Annotated in this window: 20 protein-coding genes and 1 riboswitch; of the genes, 9 read left to right on the top strand and 11 right to left on the bottom strand. The window is 73.2% G+C overall.

Annotated features, from left to right (window positions below; genetic code table 11):
- Window positions 1-42 precede the first annotated feature (42 nt).
- Window positions 43-663 (bottom strand): SAV_6107 family HEPN domain-containing protein, encoded by a 621-nt coding sequence (locus TU30_RS06900; protein ID WP_042165918.1) that lies wholly within the window; start codon window positions 661-663, stop codon window positions 43-45.
- Between the two features lie 192 nt (window positions 664-855).
- On the opposite strand from TU30_RS06900, the gene TU30_RS06895 reads away from it, so the two are divergent.
- Window positions 856-1485 (top strand): TetR/AcrR family transcriptional regulator, encoded by a 630-nt coding sequence (locus TU30_RS06895; protein WP_042165915.1) that lies wholly within the window; start codon window positions 856-858, stop codon window positions 1483-1485.
- Window positions 1486-2089: 604 nt separating this feature from the next.
- Window positions 2090-3637 (top strand): NAD(P)/FAD-dependent oxidoreductase, encoded by a 1548-nt coding sequence (locus tag TU30_RS06885; RefSeq protein WP_042165911.1) that lies wholly within the window; start codon window positions 2090-2092, stop codon window positions 3635-3637.
- Window positions 3638-3661: 24 nt separating this feature from the next.
- Here TU30_RS06885 and TU30_RS06880 read toward each other — a convergent pair whose 3' ends face one another.
- From TU30_RS06880 to TU30_RS06855, 6 genes are all read right to left on the bottom strand, one after another.
- Window positions 3662-4693: a membrane protein gene (locus tag TU30_RS06880; RefSeq protein WP_042165909.1), complete on the bottom strand. Its 1032-nt coding sequence runs from the start codon at window positions 4691-4693 to the stop codon at window positions 3662-3664.
- Between the two features lie 56 nt (window positions 4694-4749).
- Entirely contained in the window at window positions 4750-5673 is a 924-nt protein-coding gene (gene metF / locus TU30_RS06875; RefSeq protein WP_042165908.1) for a methylenetetrahydrofolate reductase [NAD(P)H], read from the bottom strand.
- Between the two features lie 92 nt (window positions 5674-5765).
- Entirely contained in the window at window positions 5766-6446 is a 681-nt protein-coding gene (thiE, locus tag TU30_RS06870) for a thiamine phosphate synthase (protein ID WP_042165906.1), read from the bottom strand.
- A 338-nt stretch (window positions 6447-6784) separates the two neighbouring features.
- Window positions 6785-7150 (bottom strand): Rv2175c family DNA-binding protein, encoded by a 366-nt coding sequence (locus TU30_RS06865; RefSeq protein WP_042165905.1) that lies wholly within the window; start codon window positions 7148-7150, stop codon window positions 6785-6787.
- Window positions 7151-7268: 118 nt separating this feature from the next.
- The gene (locus TU30_RS06860) at window positions 7269-8513 is read right to left on the bottom strand and encodes an NAD(P)/FAD-dependent oxidoreductase (protein ID WP_199816828.1); all 1245 of its coding nucleotides are present in this window, start codon (window positions 8511-8513) and stop codon (window positions 7269-7271) included.
- 32 nt (window positions 8514-8545) lie between these two features.
- Window positions 8546-8896, bottom strand: coding sequence for a hypothetical protein (locus TU30_RS06855; protein ID WP_042165902.1), 351 nt, complete (start codon window positions 8894-8896; stop codon window positions 8546-8548).
- A 59-nt stretch (window positions 8897-8955) separates the two neighbouring features.
- Window positions 8956-9067: riboswitch (TPP riboswitch) on the top strand.
- Between TU30_RS06855 and thiO the strand changes: the two genes are divergently transcribed.
- From thiO to TU30_RS06830, 5 genes are all read left to right on the top strand, one after another.
- On the top strand, window positions 9065-10279 hold the full coding sequence (thiO, locus tag TU30_RS06850) for a glycine oxidase ThiO (protein ID WP_042165900.1): 1215 nt from the start codon (window positions 9065-9067) through the stop codon (window positions 10277-10279). (Overlaps the previous riboswitch by 3 nt.)
- Window positions 10276-10530 (top strand): sulfur carrier protein ThiS, encoded by a 255-nt coding sequence (gene thiS, locus TU30_RS06845; RefSeq protein WP_042165898.1) that lies wholly within the window; start codon window positions 10276-10278, stop codon window positions 10528-10530. Before thiO ends, thiS begins: the two co-directional genes overlap by 4 nt.
- A gap of 2 nt (window positions 10531-10532) precedes the next feature.
- Entirely contained in the window at window positions 10533-11327 is a 795-nt protein-coding gene (locus TU30_RS06840) for a thiazole synthase (protein WP_042165895.1), read from the top strand.
- Window positions 11328-11547: 220 nt separating this feature from the next.
- The gene (gene pknB, locus TU30_RS06835) at window positions 11548-13461 is read left to right on the top strand and encodes a Stk1 family PASTA domain-containing Ser/Thr kinase (RefSeq protein WP_042165893.1); all 1914 of its coding nucleotides are present in this window, start codon (window positions 11548-11550) and stop codon (window positions 13459-13461) included.
- A 50-nt stretch (window positions 13462-13511) separates the two neighbouring features.
- Window positions 13512-14390, top strand: coding sequence for a deoxyribonuclease IV (locus TU30_RS06830; RefSeq protein ID WP_042165891.1), 879 nt, complete (start codon window positions 13512-13514; stop codon window positions 14388-14390).
- 58 nt (window positions 14391-14448) lie between these two features.
- Here the strand turns inward: TU30_RS06830 and TU30_RS06825 are convergent, their stop codons facing one another.
- A complete protein-coding gene (locus tag TU30_RS06825) occupies window positions 14449-15096 on the bottom strand; it encodes a sulfite oxidase-like oxidoreductase (protein ID WP_042165889.1) in 648 nt (215 codons plus the stop codon).
- A gap of 184 nt (window positions 15097-15280) precedes the next feature.
- On the opposite strand from TU30_RS06825, the gene bfr reads away from it, so the two are divergent.
- The gene (gene bfr, locus TU30_RS06820) at window positions 15281-15799 is read left to right on the top strand and encodes a bacterioferritin (RefSeq protein ID WP_042165887.1); all 519 of its coding nucleotides are present in this window, start codon (window positions 15281-15283) and stop codon (window positions 15797-15799) included.
- Window positions 15800-15817: 18 nt separating this feature from the next.
- Here the strand turns inward: bfr and TU30_RS06815 are convergent, their stop codons facing one another.
- Together TU30_RS06815 and TU30_RS06810 are read right to left on the bottom strand one after the other, a co-directional pair.
- Window positions 15818-16045, bottom strand: coding sequence for a bacterioferritin-associated ferredoxin (locus tag TU30_RS06815; protein ID WP_042165885.1), 228 nt, complete (start codon window positions 16043-16045; stop codon window positions 15818-15820).
- A gap of 160 nt (window positions 16046-16205) precedes the next feature.
- Window positions 16206-17558 carry a class II 3-deoxy-7-phosphoheptulonate synthase gene (locus TU30_RS06810; protein WP_042165882.1) on the bottom strand — a complete coding sequence of 451 codons (1353 nt, stop codon included), beginning with the start codon at window positions 17556-17558 and terminating at the stop codon, window positions 16206-16208.
- A gap of 328 nt (window positions 17559-17886) precedes the next feature.
- Between TU30_RS06810 and TU30_RS06805 the strand changes: the two genes are divergently transcribed.
- The gene (locus tag TU30_RS06805; RefSeq protein ID WP_370626571.1) at window positions 17887-19818 is read left to right on the top strand and encodes an anthranilate synthase family protein; all 1932 of its coding nucleotides are present in this window, start codon (window positions 17887-17889) and stop codon (window positions 19816-19818) included.
- Here the strand turns inward: TU30_RS06805 and TU30_RS06800 are convergent.
- Entirely contained in the window at window positions 19770-20765 is a 996-nt protein-coding gene (locus TU30_RS06800; RefSeq protein WP_042165879.1) for a 2-hydroxyacid dehydrogenase, read from the bottom strand. The two genes, TU30_RS06805 and TU30_RS06800, sit on opposite strands and share 49 nt — an antisense overlap.
- Window positions 20766-20891: the final 126 nt, after the last annotated feature.

The raw sequence follows: 20891 nt of genomic DNA, 5'->3' as shown, positions 1-20891 counted from the left end.
GGCGGCAGCGGGGCGGGCCGGTCCGGGGCCGAGGAGGAGTGCTCAGCCCGCGTCGGGCAGCTCGCGGGCCATGCCACCGCCCGGGTCCCGGCCTCCCGGTCTGTGACCGCCCGGGTCGTGCCCGTCCGGGTGGTCGGAGCGGTCGGAGCGGTCGTCCGCGCGGGGCTGCGGGAGAACGGGCTGGAGGACGAGCATCCGCTCGACCAGGCGCAGGAACATCGCGACGTCCCGTATCAGGTCGTCGGCGTCCCGGCCGCTGGCCGCGTCCCGGATGCCCGCCTCGGCACGGGCCCGGCGCCGGGCGCCCGAGGCAAACAGGGCGCTCCATTCGGTGAGCTCGGGCGCGATCTCGGGGAGCACTTCCCAGGCGCTCCGGATCCTGCTCCGGGCCCGGGGCGAGGCCTCGGGCCGTCCCCGCGCGGCGAGCACGGCGGCGGCGGTGCGCAGGGCGGCGAGGTGGGCCGTCGCATAGCGCTCGTTGGGGGTGTCGAGGACGGTGGCCTCGTCGAGTCCGGCACGGGCCTGGGCGAGCAGGTCGAGGGCGGCGGGCGGTGCGGTGGCGCGGCGCAGCACGGGGTGGACGTCGCTCGGCGGTCCGGTCAGTGAGGGGGCAGGGCCGGTGGCGCGGCGCCGACGGGCGGCGGCTGCGGACGAGTGGGCCATGACGAACCTCCTGTCGTCTTCGTGACGGCATCCCCTGCTACGAGGCGCCGTATGCGCTCATCGTGCGGTATACCACTGACAATCCGTTCCGACCTGCGGTTTCATCTCGATCGACTGTTCGATGCCGGGCGGGCCGCTCCCGGGGCCGAGCCTGTGGAGAGGCAGGCCGGCGGTGCTGTGAGAATCAGGGGCATGGAACGCAGCAGCACCACGTCGGCCGGCAGCACCCGCCGCGAGGCCACCCGGCAGAAGCTCTACGAGGCGGCCGTCACGCTCATCGCGGAGCAGGGCTTCTCCGCCACCACCGTGGACGAGATCGCCGAGCGGGCGGGGGTCGCGAAGGGCACGGTCTACTACAACTTCGCGAGCAAGTCGGTCCTCTTCGAGGAACTGCTGCGGCACGGGGTCGGGCTCCTCACCGCCTCTCTGCGGGAGGCGGCGGAGCGGACGGCCGGGGCGGGCGGCAGCAAGGTCGACGCCCTGGACGCGATGGTCCGCGCGGGGCTCGTGTTCATCGACCGCTACCCGGCCTTCACCCAGCTGTACGTGGCCGAGCTGTGGCGTACCAACCGGGCCTGGCAGTCCACACTGCTGGTGGTCCGGCGGCAGGCCGTGGCGGTGGTCGAGGACGTGCTGCGCGAAGGCGTGGACAACGAGGAGTTCAGTGCGGAGATCGACATTCCGCTGACGGCGGCGGCGCTGGTCGGCATGGTGCTGGTGGCCGCGCTGGACTGGCAGGCCTTCCAGCCGGAGCGTTCCCTGGACGACGTGCACGCGGCGCTGTCCCGGCTGCTGCAGGGACGCGTGAGCGGCCACCACTGAGACGGCGGGCGGACGACGACGACGGCGACGACGGTCCTCGACCGGTCCGGGACACGGAGAAGTGCCGGTCCGGCGGTGGCTGCGTCCCCCGCGAGCCACCGCCGGACCGGCGCCTTCCGTGCTCCCCCGTACGTCCCCCCGCACGCCCCCGTTGCGGTCGTCCCCCGGGGCTCCCCCGTACCTCGCTCCCGCCGACGACGCCGGCGGAAGGAGCGGAGCGCGGGCCCCGGCCGTTCCGGCGCCCCGTGTCGCCGGCTCCGGAGCCGTGCCCCTCTCCGTGGTCTCCACTCTCTCGTTTCCGCAGGTCGTGGCGTATCCGTGCGCGTACTCATCCCGGAGGCTGGGTACGGGTACTCAGCCCTGCGCGCCCGCCCCCACCGCGCCGTGCCGCCGGCTGCTCACCACGACGGCGAGCCGGCCGGCGCCCTCGCCGTCGGCCGGGCCCGGCAGCTCGCCGCCCGCCGTCCCTCCTGGCCGTGGCCGCGGGCCGCCGCGGCACCGCACTCGCGGCGGGACGACGGATGCCGGCCGGCGTTCCCGGGCCACCGGCCCCGCCCGACAGCCCCGGAACGCCTGTCGGTGACCGGCGGGTAATGTCTCCGGCATGGCACGGATTGCGGTGATCGGCGCCGGCCTGGGCGCGATGGCGGCCGCCGCCCGGCTGGCCGTCGCGGGCCACCGGGTGGCGGTGTACGAGCGGACGGACACGTACGGCGGCGCGCTGCGCCGGCTGGAGCGGGAGGGCTTCGTCTTCGACACCGGCCCCGGGCTGCTTCCGCTGCCCGCGGTCTACCGCGATCTGTTCCTGAAGACGGGCAAGGAGCCACTGGAGTCCTGCGTCGAGCTGGTCCAGGTCGACCCGTCGTCGGAGCACGTGTTCGCGGACGGGACGCGTGTCCCGCTGCCGAACGCGTCCCGCGCGGGTGTCGTCTCCGCCCTGGACGCGGCCCTCGGGCCTGCCGCCGCCAGACGCTGGGGCGATTTCCTGGTGCGGGCCCGCGAGGCCTGGGACAGGACCCGCAGGCCGCTCCTGGAGGAGCCGCTGTGGCCCAACTGGCAGGTGCTGGCCGAGCGTGAGCCCTACCCGGCCGTCCCCCACAGGAAGCTGCTGCGCACGCGCACGGCGGGCACGCTCGCCGAGGTCGCCGCCTGGGAGCTGCGCGATCCCCGGCTGGCCTCCCTGCTGGAGGGCCACGCGATCGAGCACGGTCTGGATCCCCGGTCCACACCGGCGAGCGCGGCGGTGCTGCCGTACATGGAGCACGCCTTCGGCACCTGGTACGTCCGCGGCGGCATGCGGGAGCTGGCCCGCGCGGTGTACGAGCGGTGCCTGGCCCGCGGGGTGGAGTTCCGTTTCGGCGCCGAGGTCACCGGGGTGCTGGAGAAGGACGGCCGGGCGGGGGGCGTGGAGTTCACCGAGGGCGTCTCCCGGGTCTCCGGCGCCACTGCCGGTGACGGCGGCCGGGGCGGGGCGGTGGCCGAGGCGGACCATGTGATCGCCGGGGTGACCCCCGGCGTGCTGGACCGGCTGACGCGGGAGGCGCGGGTGCGGGGTGACGGGGAGGTTCCGGGCCGCTCCGGAGCGGCGAGCCGTCTGACGGTGCTGCTGGCGCTGCGCGGCGGACGTCCCGAGGGGACGGCGCACCGGACGGTCGTGCACACCCGGGACCGGGGGGCCGAGCTGGCGTCCCTGTTCGGCTCCCCCGCGGGCCTGCCCGCGCACCCCACGGTCACGGTCCTGCGGCCCGACGACCCCGCCCTGGTCCCCGACGCGGACCACGAGGCGGTCACCCTCACCTCCGCGGTGCCCGCGGGATCCGCGGGACCGGCGCTGGACGAGCACGCGCGGAACATGATCGCCGCCGCCGAGCGGGCCGTACCCGGCCTGCGCGACCGTCTCCTGTACAGCGAGGTCCGCACCCCGGACGACGTCGCGCGGGCGACCGGCGCGGAGGGCGGAGCGGTACCGGTCCCGGCGCTGGCCGCGGCGGGCGGGCGGCTGCTGCACCCGTCCAACAGCACCGGCGTACCGGGGCTGCTGACGGTGGGCGGCTGGTCGCACCCCGGCGGGGGCCTCCCGCACGCCGGGATGTCGGGCGCGCTGGTCGCGGGACTGATCGTGGAGGGACCGGAGTTCCGCGGATCCCGGTGAGCGGCCGCGACGGGCCGGGCCGGGTCAGTAGCGGTACTGCTGCTCGTCGTACCCGCTGTCGTTCCCGTTGCCGGGGGTCTGGTCCTGCCGGCCGTTGTCCTGGTACGGGTACGGCTGTTCCTGCGGGAGTTCACCGCCGTACAGGTCGTCGGTACTGCGCTGCTGCGGGACCCACAGGCCGCCCGCCGAGGTCTCGCCGCCGTAGTCGCCGCCGTACTGGTCCTGGCCGCCGTAGCCCTGCTGGCCGTACTGCTGCTGCGGGTCGGCGTATCCGGTGTCGTACGAGGTCCCCTCGTAGGTCGGACTGCCGATGTACGGGTCGGAGTAGGCGGCGTACTGCTGCCGGCCCGTGTCGTAGGCCTGCTGCCGGCCCGTGTCGTAGGCCGGCTGCCGGCCGTAACCGGAGTAGTCGTACGCGTGGTTCTGGCCGGTGTCGTAGCCCTGGTCGGCGCTCTGCGCGGTGGCCCCGTACGGGTCCTGGGCGCTCGCCGCGTACGGGTCGTCCTGGGCCGGGGTGCCGTACCCGCTGTCGTGGTGGACGCCGTACGAGCCGGTGTCGTCGGGCAGGGGCTGCGGCTCGTGGACGGCGGTGGTCCCGGCGGCCGCCTGCTGCTCGCCGCGCACGGGCGTGAACACGTCGTCGCGGTCGTAGTCGTCGTCGGCTCCGTAGGAGCCCCGGTCGCGGCGCCGGCCGGGGTCCTCGTCCCCGTACCCGTCGCCGGCGGCCTCCGGGCCGGAGACCTCCGGTGCCTGATCCTGGTGCCCGCGGTCGCCGCGGCCCCCCTTGACGGCGGACAGCAGCGGGGCGTTGACCGCCCAGCCTTCCGCGAAGCCGCGGCGGAACGACAGCGTGACGTAGGTCTGGCCGATCGCGAAGGCGATCGCGCCCAGTCCGATGACGGGAACGGACGGGATCAGCACGCCGAGCACGACGCCCAGGAAGCCCGCGAAGGCGAGCAGCCGCCAGCGCAGGCGTGCCTTGTACTGCAGCAGCACCTCGCCGAGCAGCCACAACGCGACCACGCCGAACGCGATGTAGAGGACCGTCCAGCCCATGTACGCCCCTCTCCCAGTGGCCGCTACGCAGTGTGTCGTATGTCGGAGCGACCGGTCTAGGCCCGCAGCGGGTGGTGCAGGCCCAGGTTCTCGTAGATTTCCAGCGTCGCCGTGGAGTTGTTGAGCGTGATGAAGTGCAGTCCGGGCACTCCCTCGGCCAGCAGCCGTGCGCAGAACTCCGTGGCGAACTCGATACCGATGGAGCGTACCGCCGCCGGATCGTCCGCCGCTGTGAGGATCCGCTCTTTCAGGGCATCCGGGAACGACGCGTTACTGAGCTTCGGCAACCTCTCCAACATCTTCACACTGGTCACCGGCATGACCTCGGGGATCACCGGTGTCCCGCAACCCGCCGCGTCGACCCGGTCACGCAGACGCAGGTAGGACTCGGGGTGGAAGAACATCTGGGTGATCGCGTAGTCGGCGCCGGCCCGGCACTTGTCGACGAAGTTCGCGACGTCCGTGTCCCAGTCGGACGACCTCGGGTGCATCTCCGGGAAGGCGGCGACACCGACGCAGAAGTCGCCCGACTCCTTGATGAGCCGGACGAGGTCGGCGGCGTAGGTCAGGCCCTGCGGATGCGGGATCCAGTCGGCCATCGGGTCGCCGGGCGGGTCGCCCCGCACGGCGAGCATGTTGCGGATCCCGGCGTCGGCGTACTGGCCGATGATGTTGCGCAGTTCGGCGACGGAGTGGTCGACCGCGGTGAGGTGGGCCACCGGGGTGAGGGTGGTGTCGGCGACGATCTGCTCGGTCTCGTGGACCGTGCCCGCGCGGGTCGATCCTCCGGCCCCGTAGGTGACGGAGACGAAGTCCGGGGCGACCGCCTCGACCCTGCGCAGCGCGCTCCAGAGGTTCCGCTGACCCTTGGGCGTCTTGGGCGCCGAGAACTCGAACGAGTACGTCGTCTTCCCGGCAGCGAGCATGTCACGCACGGTGCGCGCGTGATCAGTCCTGACGGAGGGGGTTCCGAGGGCCATACCGGCAGGTTAGCCAGGGGGCGCCGGTCCCCCCAACAGAACGTGGGGTATGTACCGGAATTGCCGACTTGTCGTCCACTCCTTGGACACCGTCAGGGACGGACGCCCGATGCCGCCTGCCGCGTCCGCCTCGCGAACTCGGCCGCCGCCGCGCCCGGGTCGTCCGCCTCGGTGACGGCCCGTACGACGACGACCCGGCGGGCGCCGGCGTCCAGCACCTGGTCGAGGTTGCCGAGGTCGATGCCGCCGATCGCGAACCAGGGGCGGTCGGTGCCGAGGGCTGCCGCGTACCGGACCAGGCCGAGGCCGGGTGCGTGCCGGCCGGGCTTGGTGGGGGTGGGCCAGCAGGGGCCGGTGCAGAAGTAGTCCACGCCGTCCTGCACGGCGGCCGCGGCGGCCTCGGACTCGGCGTGCGTGGAGCGGCCGATCAGGATGTCCTCGCCGAGGACGGCCCGGGCCGCGGGGACGGGGAGGTCGCCCTGTCCGAGGTGCAGTACGTCGGCGCCGGCGGCGTGGGCGACGTCCGCGCGGTCGTTCACCGCGAGCAGCGTGCCGTGCCGTGCGCAGGCGTCCGCGAGGACCGCCAGGTGCTCCAGCTCCTCGGCGGCCTCCATGCCCTTGTCCCTGAGCTGGACGATGTCGACGCCGCCGGCCAGGACCGCGTCCAGGAACTCCGGGAGGTCCCCCTGCCGCTTGCGGGCGTCGGTGCAGAGGTAGACCAGGGAGTCGGCGAGGCGGGCGCGCGGGGCGGTGCCTGCGGCGGTGTCGGGCATGCGGGAGTCCCCCGTGTGTCGGTGGCGGCCGGGCCCGGCCGGCGCGGGGCGGGCCCGGTGGGTCGTCGGCGGATGCCGCCGGCCCACCCGGGGCCGGCGGCGCACACGCCGCAACGGACCCTATGCCGCCGCCCCGGCGACCGGGAGACCCGGCCGCGGTCGGGCCCCGTCCGGCGCCGCCGCGCCCCCGGTCCCGGCTCCCCGGGCGAGCGGCGCCGGGGGGTGGTCGAGGCGGTGGCGGTTCGCGTCCGGCCACGGGTGCGGGGACGGGCACAGGCCGGGTACGGGCACCGATGTGCGTACCGGCGCACGTGCGGGCCCCGCGTCCCGCCCCGGGGTCAGACGGCGAGCGCCTGGGCCCGGCGCTTCACCTCCGTGCCACGGTTCTCGCTCAGTGCCTGTGCGGGCGTGCCCGGCAGGCTCTCGTCGGGGGTGAAGAGCCAGTCCAGCATCTCTTCGTCCGTGAAGCCGTCGTCCCGCAGGAGCGTCAGGGTCCCGGAGAGGCCCTTGACGACCTTGTCCCCGTCGATGAAGGCCGCGGGGACGTGCAGTGCGCGGTTCTCACCCCGGCGTACGGCGATGAGCTGGCCGTCCTTGACCAGCTGCCGGACACGCGTCACCTCGACGCCGAACATCTCGGCGATGTCGGGCAGGGTGAGCCAGGCGGGGACGAGAGCATCGGTCTTTGCGTCAATCTCGGTCACGGGACAAGCGTGCCACCTGCCACCGACAGCCGGAAGCCGGGCCCCTCCACCTGGGCGGATGTTTCAGCCCGGACGGACGTCCGGGCACCGGGACACGAGGGCGCCGGGGACCCGGCGCTCACGCCGCCCTCGCCGACTTCAGCGGCCTCGTCGGGTCGGCCAGCAGCGTCCCGTCCATCGCCGTGCCCGCCTCGATCAGCCGGCGGCCCTGGGCCAGGTCGCGGGGGCGGCCCACGGCCAGCAGCGCGACCAGTCGGGACCCGCGGAGCCAGCAGACCGTCCACGCCGGGCCCTCCGCCTCCCCGCGCCAGACCGTCCGGTCGGCGTCCGCGTGGTGTCCGGCGTACTGGACGAAGCGTCCGAACTGCTCGGACCAGAAGTACGGCACCGGGTCGTACACCGCCGGGGGCTCACCGGTGGCCGCCCCGACGATGTTCGCCGCGACCGTGCGCGGGCCCTGCAGGGCGTTGTCCCAGTGGTGCACCAGCAGGCGTTCGCCGTACCGCTGCGAGGGGAAGGACGCGCAGTCGCCGACCGCGTACACGTCCGGTACGGAGGTCGTCAGGCCGGCGTCGGCGGCCACCTCGCCGTACCGGCCCAGCTCGATGCCGGAGCCGGCCAGCCAGGCGGTGGCGGGACGGGCGCCGATCCCGACGAGGACGGCGTCCGCGGGCAGCCGTGAGCCGTCGTCCAGCACCACCGCGCCCGGCTCGACGCGCTCCACGCGCGCGTGCGTGCGCAGCTCCACTCCCGCGTCGCCGTACCAGGCGGTCATCGGGGCGGCCACCTCGGCGGGCAGCGCCTCGGCCAGCGGGCGGCCGGCGGCCTCCACGACGGTGACCGCGCAGCCCGCCTCGCGCGCCGCCGTGGCGAACTCCGCGCCGATCCAGCCGGCGCCGACGACCACGACGTCCTGCCGGCGCGCGAGCACGGGCCGCAGCCGTTCGGCGTCGTCCAGGGTGCGCAGCAGGTGGACGCCGGGGACACCTCCGGCGCCCGGCAGCCGGACCGGTTCGGCGCCGGTCGCGACGACCAGGACGTCGTAGGGGACCGGCCCGGTTTCCGTGTCCAGCTCGTGGTCGGCGGGGCGCAGCCCGGACACCTCGCAGCCGAGCCGCAGTTCGATGCCGAGTGCCGCGAAGTCCACGTCGAGGGCGGAGTCCTCCGCCGTGCCGAGCAGGACGGCCTTGGACAACGGCGGCCTGTCGTACGGCTGGTGGGGCTCGGCGCCGATGAGGGTCACGGTGCCGGTGAAGCCCTGCTCGCGGAGGGCGACGGCGGTCTGCACGCCGGCCATCCCGGCTCCCGCCACCACCACGCGCCGCGGCCCGGACCGCTCCCGTTCCTGTGTCTGCTCGCTCACCTGATCACCATAGACACCTGCCCTGCGGCCGGTCAGGACTCGGGGGCCGTGAGCTGCTCCACCACGCTGGTACCGCTGCCCGGCTGCGACTCCCACTCCCAGGTCTCCTCCAGCCGCAGCCGCCCGTCGGGCAGTTCCACGACCGTCGACCGGCAGTGTCCGCCCGAGGTGGTGCCGTCCTGTGTGAGCTGCACGTACCGGAAGTCCAGCCGATCCCCCTCCCTGGTGCCCACCAGGTGTCCGCGGACGACGTCACCGCCCGCGTACTCGGCCCAGATCAGGCCGCCCTGCTCGTGGTAGACGAACCGGGTGCGGGTACCGACCTGCCCCGGCGCCTGGTCGGCGACCGGGGAAAGGACCAGGCCGTCGAGCGAACCGGCCATGTGAGGGCTCCTTGCGCGTTCGTTGTTCCGGCATTGTTCCGGGGCTAGGCTGGCCACCGTAGAACACGCGCGGGAGTCCGGACGCACCGGGCTGAGAGGGAGGCTGGCGGCCTCCGACCGTATGAACCTGATCCGGGTCATGCCGGCGAAGGGAGGGGCTGGACGCCCATGCCGCCCACACGCACCCCGGGTACCCCGGACGCCTCAGGCACCCCGCACCCCCCGGGACGTTCTCCGGACGTCCTCGTCGTCGGGGGCGGGATCATCGGTCTGGTCACGGCCTGGCGGGCCGCGCAGCGCGGGCTGGCCACGACCGTGCTGGACCCCGAGCCGGGCGCCGGCGCCGCCCGGGTGGCCGCCGGGATGCTGGCCGCCGTCACGGAGCTGCACTACGGCGAGCAGACCCTGCTCGGTCTGAATCTCGCCTCCGCGCGCCGCTACCCCGACTTCGCCGCCGAACTCACCGAGGCCACCGGCCACGACCTCGGCTACCGCCGCTGCGGCACGCTCGCGGTCGCGCTGGACGCCGACGACCGCGCGCATCTGCGCGAACTGCACGCCCTGCAGCAGCAGTCGGGACTCGACGCACAGTGGCTGTCCGGGCGGGACTGCCGGCGCCTGGAACCGATGCTCGCACCGGGAGTGCGCGGCGGGCTGCGGGTGGACGGCGACCACCAGATCGACCCCCGGCGCCTGGCGGCCGCGCTGGTGACGGCCTGCGAGCGGGCGGGCGTGGTCCTGCACCGCGCGTGGGCGGAGCGGCTCACCGTCACCGGGGAACGGGCCACGGGTGTGGTCACCGCCGAGGGCACCGGGCTGAGCGCCGGTCAGGTGGTGCTCGCCGGGGGCAGCCTGAGCGGACGGCTCGCGGGGATCCCGCCGGAGGTACTGCCTCCGGTGCGCCCCGTGAAGGGGCAGGTGGTCCGGCTGGCGATGCCCGGCCGGTTCGGTCCTTTCCTGAACCGGACGGTGCGCGCGGTGGTGCGCGGCAGCCATGTGTATCTGGTGCCGCGCGAGAACGGCGAACTGGTGATCGGGGCGACCAGTGAGGAACAGGGCTGGGACACGACCGTCACCGCGGGCGGGGTGTACGAACTGCTGCGCGACGCCCACGAACTCGTCCCCGGGATCACCGAACTGCCGCTCACCGAGACCCGGGCCGGGCTGCGCCCCGGCTCACCCGACAACGCGCCGCTGCTCGGTCCGTCCGCGCTGGCGGGGCTGGTGCTCGCGACCGGGCACCACCGCAACGGCGTGCTGCTCACGCCGGTCACCGGCGACGCCCTGGCCGAGGTCCTGACCACCGGTGACCTCCCGGCGGAGGCCCGCCCCTTCACCCCCCGGCGGTTCACCGCCACCGCACTCACGGAGCAACCCGCATGAACGATCCGGCGAAGGCCGCGGCCGGCCGAACCGACACCGTACCCGTCTCCGTCTCCGTCTCCGTCAACGGGGAGCCGCGCGAGGTGGCTCCGGGTACCGCGCTCGACGCACTGGTCGCCGCCCTGACCTCTGCTCCCTCCGGAGTCGCCGCCGCCCTCAACGAGACCGTCGTCCCGCGCGCGCAGTGGCCGCTCACGTCCCTCTCCGAGGGGGACCGGGTGGAAGTCCTGACCGCCGTCCAAGGAGGCTGACCGTGGCCGACGATCCGTTCGTTCTCGGCGGTACGTCCTTCACGTCCCGGCTGATCATGGGGACCGGCGGGGCGCCCAGCCTCGAGGTGCTGGAGCGGGCGCTGGTGGCGTCGGGGACGGAGCTGACGACCGTCGCGATGCGGCGGGTGAACGCCTCGGTGCACGGCTCGGTCCTGTCGGTGCTGGACAGGCTGGGCATCCGGGTGCTGCCGAACACGGCGGGCTGCTACACCGCCGGTGAAGCGGTGCTCACCGCGCGTCTCGCGCGGGAGGCGCTCGGCACCGATCTGGTCAAACTGGAGGTCATCGCCGACGAGCGCACCCTCCTGCCGGACCCGATCGAGCTGCTGGAGGCGGCGGAGACCCTGGTCGACGACGGGTTCACGGTGCTGCCGTACACCAATGACGATCCGGTGCTGGCACGGAAACTGGAGGACGTCGGCTGTGCGGCGGTCATGCCGCTCGGGTCGCCGATCGGGTCGGGGCTCGGCATCCGCAACCCGCACAACTTCGAGCTGATCACGCAGCACGCGTGCGTGCCGGTGATCCTGGACGCGGGCGCCGGTACGGCCTCGGACGCGGCGCTGGCGATGGAGCTGGGGTGCGCGGGGGTGATGCTCGCCTCGGCGGTGACGCGGGCGCAGGAGCCGGTGCTGATGGCTGCCGCCATGCGGGGCGCGGTCGAGGCGGGGCGGCTGGCGCGGCGGGCGGGGCGGATTCCGCGGCGGCACTTCGCCGAGGCGTCGTCTCCTGCGGAGGGCCTCGCCGCGCTGGATCCGGAGCGGCCGGCGTTCTGAGTGTCCTCCCGCCCGTGCACCACCCGTTTCCGGTCGGTCGCGAGGTGCGCGTTCCCCCGTGGGAGTCGCCGCCGTCGGCGGCCCCCGCCCCGTGGTCCGGGCCGGGCACGCGTCCGTCCCGGGCCGTGTGCGTGGGTTGCGTCACAGGTCCGCTGCAGTCGCGGTGCGATCCGCGACGAAGCGGTGGGGGGTGTCGGCGGCTGCTCGTAGACTCACCTGCGTGGACACGACCCTTCAGGACCCTCTGGTCGGGCAGGTGCTCGACGGCCGGTACCGCGTCGAGGCGCGTATCGCGGTCGGCGGGATGGCCACGGTCTACCGGGCCGTGGACACCCGTCTCGACCGCGTGCTCGCGCTCAAGGTGATGCACCCGGCGCTCGCCGCCGACGGCTCCTTCGTCGACCGGTTCATCCGCGAGGCGAAGTCGGTGGCCCGTCTGGCCCATCCGAACGTGGTGCAGGTCTTCGACCAGGGCACCGACCGGGGGTACGTGTATCTGGCGATGGAGTACATCGCCGGCTGCACCCTGCGGGACGTGCTGCGCGAGCGCGGGGCGCTGCAGCCGCGGGCCGCGCTGGACATCCTGGAGCCGATGCTGGCCGCGCTCGGCGCCGCCCACCGCGCCGGTTTCGTGCACCGGGACATGAAGCCGGAGAACGTGCTGATAGGGGACGACGGCCGGGTCAAGGTCGCCGACTTCGGTCTGGTCCGGGGCGTGGACACGGTGACGAACACCACCGGAACCGTGCTGGGCACGGTCTCGTACCTGGCGCCGGAGCAGATCGAGAACGGTGCCGCCGATCCCCGCGTGGACGTCTACGCGTGCGGCATCCTGCTCTACGAGATGCTCACGGGTGAGCGGCCGCACGAGGGGGACTCCCCCGCGATCGTGCTCTACAAGCACCTGCACGACGACGTGCCGCCGCCGTCGGCCGCCGTGCCCGGCATGGCGTACGCGCTGGACGAGCTGGTCGCGTCGGCGACCGCGCGCAATCCACAGGTCCGCCCGCACGACGCGGTGGCGCTGCTCGCGCAGGTCCGCGAGGCCCGCGGCGGCCTCGACGCGGCGCAGCTGGACGCGACCCCGCCGCAGGCGCTGTCGTCGGAGCACCACAACGCCGAGGACCGTACGAGCGTCATCCCGCGCGCGCTGACGGTGCCCCGCCCGCTGCCCGTCAACGAGGACACGGACCACCGCACCAGCCGGCTCCGGTCCCCGGCTCCGCTGCCGCCCCGGCGCGGTCCGGGGCTGCGGCGCGGCCCGATGGCGGTCGTCGTCGTGGTGCTGCTGGTCCTCGGGGCCGGAGCGGGCGTCTGGTACATCAACTCGGGCCAGTTCACCAAGGTCCCGCCGCTGCTGGCGAAGACCGAGAAGCAGGCCCGGGACCGGCTGGCCCGGGCCGGGCTGGACGTCGGGCAGGTCGGGGAGGCGTACAGCGACTCCGTGCAGCGGGGCACGGTGATCCGTACGGACCCGAAGGCGGGCGAGCGTATCCGCACCACCGACTCGGTCTCGCTGACCCTCTCCAAGGGGCCGGAGACCGTGCAGGTGCCCGATGTGGACGGCGTTGCGCTGGACGAGGCGCGGTCCGCGCTGAGGGACGTGGGCCTGGAGCCCGGCATGGTCACCCGGGAGTTCAGCGAGGACGTGGCCAAGGGCTCCGTGATCTCCACCGGACCGGCCGGGGGCACCGAGGTCCGTACGGGCTCGGCGGTGTCACTCACCGTGAGCAAGGGCAACCCGGTGGACATCCCCGAGGTGACCGGCGAGGACCTCCAGGACGCGCGCGCCGAGCTGGAGGAGGCCGGCCTCGAGGTGGAGATCGCCACCGGGCGGATCACCTCCGAACACGACGCGGGCCGGGTGGCCCGGCAGAGTCCGGGGGCGGGCAGCGAGGCCGTCGAGGGGGACACCGTGACGCTGACGCTGTCCAAGGGCCCCGAGATGATCGAGGTTCCCGACGTGGTCGGTGACGGCGTGGACGAGGCCACCAGGACGCTGGAGGCGGCCGGGTTCCGGGTCGAGGAGGACCGCGGACTGCTCGGCCTGTTCGGCGACACCGTCGACGAGCAGTCCGTGGCGGGCGGGGAGACCGCGCCCGAGGGCTCGACGATCACCCTCAAGATCCGCTGACCCGCTGGTCCGCCGACGGGCCCCGGGCGCACGCATGACACCCTGGAGGGGTGAAGAGTCACCTGTCCGGCCCTGCCCGCAACCCGGTCGGCGGCCATGTCCCCGTGGCCGGCGGTCTGCATTCCGTCGGTCTGTCCTACGCCCGTGAGCTGCGCGCGGAGGCCGTGCAGGTCTTCGTCGCCAACCCGCGCGGCTGGGCGACGCCGGCCGGCAGCCCGAAGCAGGACGAGGCCTTCCGCGAGACGTGCGCGGCCGAGGCGATCCCGGCGTACGTGCACGCCCCGTACCTGATCAACTTCGGGTCCCACACCCGGGCGACCGCCGAACGGTCCGCCGAGTCGCTGCGGCACTCGCTGCGGCGCGGGCGCGAGATCGGGGCGCTGGGCGTGGTGGTCCACACCGGCAGCGCGACCGGCGGACGCGAGCGGCCGGTGGCGCTGGCACAGGTACGGGAGTACCTGCTGCCGCTGCTCGACGAGCTCACCCATGACGACGACCCGTTCCTGCTGCTGGAGTCGACGGCCGGCCAGGGCTCCTCCCTCTGCTCGCGGACCTGGGACTTCGGGCCGTACTTCGAGGTGCTGGACGCCCATCCGAAGCTGGGCGTCTGCCTGGACACCTGCCATGTCTTCGCGGCCGGTCACGATCTGACCGGGCCGGACGGCATGCACCGGACCCTGGATCTGCTGGTGGACACGGTCGGTGAGGGGCGGCTGAAACTGATCCACGCCAATGACTCGATGGACGTGGTCGGTGCACACAAGGACCGTCACGCGAACATCGGCGACGGCCATATCGGCGAGGAGCCGTTCCGCGCGCTGATGACGCACCCCGCGACCGAGGGCGTACCGCTGGTCATCGAGACGCCCGGCGGCAAGGAGGGCCACGCCGCGGACATGGAGCGGCTGAAGAAGCTCCGGGAGCCGTAGTCCCGCCCGGTCCGCCCGTTGTGCGCCCGCGGTCCTGGCGGACGTACGCCGGACCGGTTCAGAGTTCGGGGCCGTCCCCGGGCTCCTCCTGGTACGAGTAGCGCTGTTCCTTCCAGGGGTCTCCGACGTTGTGATAGCCGCGCTCCTCCCAGAAACCGCGGCGGTCGTCGGTCATGTACTCCACTCCGCGGACCCATTTGGGCCCCTTCCAGGCGTACAGGTGGGGAACGACCAGACGGAGCGGGAATCCGTGCTCGGCGGTCAGCAGTTCGCCGTCCTTGTGGGTGGCGAAGAGGGTCCGTTCGGACGAGAAGTCGGCCAGGCGCAGGTTGGAGCTGAATCCGTACTCGGCCCACACCATCACATGGGTGACGTCGGGCGCGGGCGGGGCGAGCTCCAGGAGGGTGCGCGCCGGGATGCCGCCCCATTCGGCGCCGAGCATGCTGAACTTGGTGACGCAGTGCAGGTCGGCCACGACGCTGCGGTACGGCAGGGCCGTGAACTCCTCGTGGTTCCAGCAGTACTTGTCACCCTCGGCGGTGGCGCCGAACACCCTGAAGTCCCAGCGCTCGGACCGGAACCTGGGGACCGGCCCGTAGTGCGTGACCGGCCAGCCCTTCTGCAGTCGCTGTCCCGGCGGAAGCTCGAACCGTGCCCCTTCCTGCGCCGGGCGCTCCTCCGATTCGCGTTCCGCCGGCTGACCCATGCTTCCATCCTGACAGACCCCGCGTGACCCATCGGACCGGGGCCTCATGAAGCCGGGCAATCCGCACCAAAAAGCCGCAAGCATGCCCTTGCTTACTAAGTCGATACTTACTGGACGATCTTCTCCACCGGTGGAATCATGCGGCGCACCTGGCCCGTACATCCGCGTGGAAGGAGCCTCTGCGATGCAGGGCGACCCCGAGGTCATCGAATTCCTCAACGAGCAGCTGACCGCCGAGCTGACCGCGATCAACCAGTACTTCCTGCACTCGAAGCTGCAGGACCACAAGGGCTGGACCAGACTCGCCGAGTACACGCGCGCCGAGTCCTTCGACGAGATGCGGCACGCGGAGGTCCTGACCGACCGCATCCTGCTGCTCGACGGCCTGCCCAACTACCAGCGGCTCTTCCACGTGCGGGTCGGGCAGACGGTGACGGAGATGTTCCAGGCCGACCGGGAGGTCGAGGTCGAGGCCATCGACCGCCTGCGCCGGGGTGTGGAGGTCATGCGCCGCAAGAACGACATCACGTCCGCCAACATCTTCGAGGCGATCCTCGCCGACGAGGAGCACCACATCGACTACCTGGACACCCAGCTGGAACTCATCGAGAAGCTGGGTGAGGCGCTGTACCTGTCGACGGTGATCGAGCAGTCCCAGCCGGATCCCTCGGGCCCGGGGACGGGCGGGTTCTCGACCCGCTGAGCCGACGGCCGACGGGCCTTACGCGGCTTCGGGCAGCTCCGTGGCGAGGGGCGGCCGGCCCTGGTCGGCCACCTGCCGGCGAGAGCAGGCGCCGCGGCCGAGCAGCGCCTGGATGCGCCGCACGCAGCCGCCGCAGTCCGTGCCGGCCTTGCAGGCGGAGGCGATCTGCCGAGGAGTGCAGGCCCCGGCGTCCGCGTGACTCCTCACCTGTTCCTCGGTCACCCCGAAGCAGCTGCAGACGAACACGCGGTGCACCTCCCGACGTAGTACTGAGCCGTGCCGTCCCGACCTCTGATCGGTGAGGCTAACCTAACCTTACCTGTCATCCGGAGGGCAAAAAGCGGGGTGGAGTGCGGATCCTGTGTGATCCGCGCCCCACCCCAGCCGTTTTCGCGGGTGGGCGGTGTTACTGGTCCCGGTACATCTCGGCGACGAGGAACGCCAGGTCCAGCGACTGGCTGCGGTTGAGCCGCGGGTCGCAGGCGGTCTCGTAGCGCTGGTGCAGATCGTCGACGAAGATCTCGTCGCCGCCGCCCACGCACTCGGTGACGTCGTCGCCGGTGAGTTCCACGTGGATGCCGCCGGGGTGGGTGCCCAGCTCCTTGTGGACCTCGAAGAAGCCCTTCACCTCGTCGAGCACGTCGTCGAAGCGGCGGGTCTTGTGGCCGGAGGCCGCCTCGAAGGTGTTGCCGTGCATCGGGTCGGTCACCCAGGCGACGGTGGCACCGGAGGCGGTGACCTTCTCGACCAGCTCGGGCAGCTTGTCGCGGATCCTGTCCGCGCCCATGCGGACGATGAAGGTCAGCCGGCCGGGCTCGCGGTCCGGGTCGAGACGCTCGATGTACTGCAGCGCCTCCTCGGCCGTCGTCGTCGGGCCGAGCTTGACGCCGACGGGGTTGCGGATCCGCGAGGCGAACTCGATGTGCGCGTGGTCCAGCTGCCGGGTGCGCTCGCCGATCCACACCATGTGCGCGGAGACGTCGTACAGCTGCCCGGTGCGCGAGTCGACACGGGTCAGCGCCGACTCGTAGTCCATCAGCAGCGCCTCGTGCGAGGAGAAGAACTCGACGGTCTTGAACTCCTCCGGCTCGACCCCGCAGGCCTGCATGAAGTTCAGCGCGTTGTCGATCTCGCGGGCGAGTTGCTCGTAGCGCTGGCCCGACGGGGACGACCTCACGAAGTCCTGGTTCCAGGCGTGCACCTGGCGCAGGTCGGCGTAACCGCCGGTGGTGAAGGCGCGCACCAGGTTCAGCGTGGAGGCCGAGGCCTGGTACATCCGCTTCAGCCGCTCGGGGTCCGGGACGCGGGCGGCCTCGGTGAAGTCGAAGCCGTTGACGGAGTCGCCCCGGTAGGTGGGCAGCGTCACGCCGTCGCGGGTCTCGGTCGGCTTGGAGCGCGGCTTGGAGTACTGGCCGGCGATCCGGCCCACCTTCACCACGGGCACGGACGCGGCGTACGTCAGTACGGCACCCATCTGGAGCAGGGTCTGGAGTTTGGCCCGGATGTGCTCGGCGGACACCGCGTCGAAGGACTCGGCGCAGTCGCCGCCCTGGAGGAGGAACGCCTCTCCCTTGGCGACGGCCGCCATCCGGGCGCGCAGCTGGTCGCACTCGCCCGCGAAGACGAGCGGCGGATACGACTCGAGGTCCGCGATCACTGCGCGCAGAGCCTCGGTGTCGGGGTACTCGGGCTGCTGCGCCGCGGGCAGGTCTCGCCAGGTGTTGCCAGCGCTCCGGCTGGTCTTAGCGTTCACGGTCACGCCTCAACATTACGGGGTGGGATGGTGCCTTCCGGGCCATGCCCAGCAAGTGAGACGGGGGATACGTTCCGTGGACGGGCGGCGCACCCACCAGGGCCGGGCGCCGAGCATGCGCTAGGGTGCGTCCCATGTCCGCGCTTTCGACCCGGAACGGTTCGGCTCAGAACCCTTCCGCACCGAACTGGTGGTGGCCCGCTTCTCCGGCGGCCCACTGATCCTGTAGCGCGTACGCAAGACTTCGCGAAGGCCGCCCGAGGGGCGGCCTTCGGCGTTCGCGGACAGCGCGGCGCCCGCGGGCCGGCCCTCCCGTCCCGAGGGACCACGACCGATGAACCGATCGATGAACCGCCCGGTGAACCTGCTCGACCTGCTGGACGACTCCCGTCCGTTCGCCCTGCTGCGCCGCCGCACACCCGGCCGCGACGACACCGTGGTGGAGCTGCTGCTCGGCCCCGTCACCTCCCGTGACCGCCTGGCGGACCTGCCCGACGAGGGGCTGGCGCTCATCCCCTTCCGGCAGATCCGGGAGCGCGGTTTCGACGTGCGTGACGACGGCACCCCGCTGCTGGTGCTGACCCCCGAGGAGCGCCACGAGCTCCCGCTCGCCGAGGCCCTGGCGCAGTTGCCCACGCACGACGTGCGGGTGGAGAGCGGCGGCTTCGACGTCGGCGACGAGGAGTACGCCGGGATCGTCGGGCGGGTGCTGCGGGAGGAGATCGGGCGGGGCGAGGGCGCCAACTTCGTGATCCGGCGGACGTACGAGGGGGAGATCCCCGGGTTCGGGCGGGCCGACGCGCTGGCGCTGTTCCGGCGGCTGCTGGCGGGTGAGCGGGGCGCGTACTGGACGTTCGTGGTGCACACCGGACAGGCGGCGGGAGGGCGGACGCTGGTCGGGGCGAGCCCCGAGGTGCATGTGCGCGCGTCCGGCGGGACGGTCGTGATGAACCCGATCAGCGGCACCTACCGCTACCCGGCCGGCGGGCCGGCCCTTGGGCATCTGCTGGAGTTCCTCGCCGACGGCAAGGAGATCGAGGAGCTGTCGATGGTCGTCGACGAGGAACTCAAGATGATGTGCACCGTCGGCGACGGGGGCGGGGTCGTGGTCGGGCCCCGGCTGAAGGAGATGGCGCACCTCGCGCACACCGAGTACGAGCTGCGCGGCCGGTCCTCGCTGGATGTGCGGGAGGTGCTGAAGGAGACCATGTTCGCCGCGACCGTCACGGGGTCGCCGGTGCAGAACGCCTGCCGGGTGATCGAGCGGTACGAGCCCCTCGGGCGGGACGGCGCCGGGCGCGGTTACTACGCGGGCGCGCTGGCGCTGCTCGGCCGGGACGCGGGCGGGGCCCAGACCCTCGACTCCCCCATCCTCATCCGCACCGCCGACATCGACGCGGCCGGGCGGCTGCGGGTACCGGTCGGCGCCACGCTGGTGCGGGGCTCGGACCCGGCGGGCGAGGTCGCCGAGACCCACGCGAAGGCGGCCGGGGTACTGGCCGCGCTGGGGGTGCGTCCCGGGCGCCCGCGCGAGGAGTCCGTACGGCCGCGGCTGGCGGACGACCCCCGGGTGCGGGCGGCGCTGGACGGGCGGCGGGCCTCGCTGGCCCCGTTCTGGCTGCGGATGCGGGAGCCGTCGGCCGCGCTGGAGGGGCATGCCCTGGTCGTCGACGGGGAGGACACCTTCACGGCGATGCTCGCGCATGTGCTGCGCTCGTCGGGGCTCGCGGTCACCGTCCGGCGGTACGACGAACCGGGGCTGCGGGAGGCGGTGCTCGGGCACGAGGGGCCCGTGGTGCTGGGTCCCGGCCCCGGTGACCCGTCCGACACGGCGGACCCGAAGATGCGGTTCCTGCGCGGCCTGACCGCCGCGGTGCTCGGGGACGACCGGCACGGCGTCCTCGGTGTCTGCCTCGGCCACGAGCTGGTCGCGGCCGAGCTGGGCCTGGACACCGTCCGCAAGGAGGTGCCGTACCAGGGGGCGCAGACGGAGATCGACCTGTTCGGGCGGCCGGAGACGGTCGGCTTCTACAACAGCTTCGTCGCGCGCTGCGACGACGGGACGGCGGCGGAGCTGGCGGCGCACGGCGTCGAGGTGAGCCGCGCGGCGGACGGGGAGGTGCACGCGCTGCGCGGACCCCGGTTCGCGTCGCTGCAGTTCCACCCCGAGTCGGTGCTCACCCTGAACGGCGCGGCGATCGTCGCCGAGCTGATGGGTCAGCTGCGCGGGACCAGGACGTTCTCCGAGCGGCGGCCCTCGGTGTAGTCGAGGACGTTGCGCACCGTGGTGTCGATGATCTGGCCGACGGCGTCCACGGTGTAGTACGCCTGGTGGGACGTGACCAGCACGTTCGGGAAGGTGACGAGGCGGGCCAGGGTGTCGTCCTCGATGGCCTCCAGGGACTTGTCGAGGAAGAACAGGCCCGCCTCCGCCTCGTAGACGTCCAGTCCGACCCCGGTGAAGCGGCCCGCCCGCAGTTCGGCGACGAGGGCGGCGGTGTCGACGAGTCCGCCGCGGCTGGAGTTCACCAGGACGGCGTCGTCCCGCATCGTCCGCAGGGCGGCCCCGTCGATCAGGTGGAGGGTCTCCGGCACCAGCGGAACGTGCAGGCTGACCAGGTCGGACTCGGCGAGCAGCTGGTCCTTGGGGACGTAGGTCATGCCGAGGTCCCGGCAGGCGGGGTTCTCGGCGACGTCCCAGCCGAGCAGCCGCATGCCGAAGCCGTGGGCGATCCGGGCGAAGGCCTCGCCGATCCTGCCGGTGCCGATGACGCCGGCGGTGCGGCCGTGCATGTCACGGCCCATCAGCCCGTCGAGCCGGAAGTCGAAGTCGCGGGTGCGGGTGGAGGCGCGGACGATACGCCGGTTGACGGCCATGGCGAGGGCCCAGGCGAACTCGGCGACCGAGTGGGGCGAGTAGGACGACACCCGGGCGACCGTCAGGCCGAGCCGTTCGGCCGTCTTCAGGTCGACGTTGTTGAAGCCGGTGGACCGCTGGGCGATCATCCGGGTGCCGCCGGCCGCCAGGCTCTCCAGGACACCCGCGCCGAGGTCGCAGTTGACGCTGGTGGAGATCGCCTCGTGGCCCGCCGCGATGGGCGCGGTGTCCTCGTTGAGGAAGACGTGCAGGCCGCGCACCTCGTGGTGCCCTTGGAAGGCCCGCTCGATCAGGGGCTTCTCGTCGGCCTGCACACCGAACGCGAGGATCTCCACGGGTCCCTCCGGGGGTCTTGCCTGAAACGCTTCCGTACGCGACGGCTGCCGCACGCGCGAATATACGGGCCCGGGCACGGACGGGCCCGGGCCGGACGGGGCGGGAGCGGCGCGTTTCGGCCCCGG

The organism is Streptomyces sp. NBRC 110035 (genome assembly GCF_000829695.1).
Taxonomy (GTDB): domain Bacteria; phylum Actinomycetota; class Actinomycetes; order Streptomycetales; family Streptomycetaceae; genus Streptomyces.
This window is presented reverse-complemented; position numbering and strand designations above follow the sequence as displayed.

Coding starts and splice junctions, on each gene's coding strand:
- TU30_RS06805 (WP_370626571.1), top strand. CDS start 17,887: ATGAACCGATCGATGAACCGCCCGGTGAACCTGCTCGACCTGCTGGAC.
- TU30_RS06900 (WP_042165918.1), bottom strand. CDS start 663: ATGGCCCACTCGTCCGCAGCCGCCGCCCGTCGGCGCCGCGCCACCGGC.
- thiO (WP_042165900.1), top strand. CDS start 9,065: ATGCCGCCCACACGCACCCCGGGTACCCCGGACGCCTCAGGCACCCCG.
- bfr (WP_042165887.1), top strand. CDS start 15,281: ATGCAGGGCGACCCCGAGGTCATCGAATTCCTCAACGAGCAGCTGACC.
- TU30_RS06880 (WP_042165909.1), bottom strand. CDS start 4,693: ATGGGCTGGACGGTCCTCTACATCGCGTTCGGCGTGGTCGCGTTGTGG.
- TU30_RS06825 (WP_042165889.1), bottom strand. CDS start 15,096: ATGGGTCAGCCGGCGGAACGCGAATCGGAGGAGCGCCCGGCGCAGGAA.
- TU30_RS06855 (WP_042165902.1), bottom strand. CDS start 8,896: ATGGCCGGTTCGCTCGACGGCCTGGTCCTTTCCCCGGTCGCCGACCAG.
- TU30_RS06895 (WP_042165915.1), top strand. CDS start 856: ATGGAACGCAGCAGCACCACGTCGGCCGGCAGCACCCGCCGCGAGGCC.
- TU30_RS06885 (WP_042165911.1), top strand. CDS start 2,090: ATGGCACGGATTGCGGTGATCGGCGCCGGCCTGGGCGCGATGGCGGCC.
- thiS (WP_042165898.1), top strand. CDS start 10,276: ATGAACGATCCGGCGAAGGCCGCGGCCGGCCGAACCGACACCGTACCC.
- metF (WP_042165908.1), bottom strand. CDS start 5,673: ATGGCCCTCGGAACCCCCTCCGTCAGGACTGATCACGCGCGCACCGTG.
- thiE (WP_042165906.1), bottom strand. CDS start 6,446: ATGCCCGACACCGCCGCAGGCACCGCCCCGCGCGCCCGCCTCGCCGAC.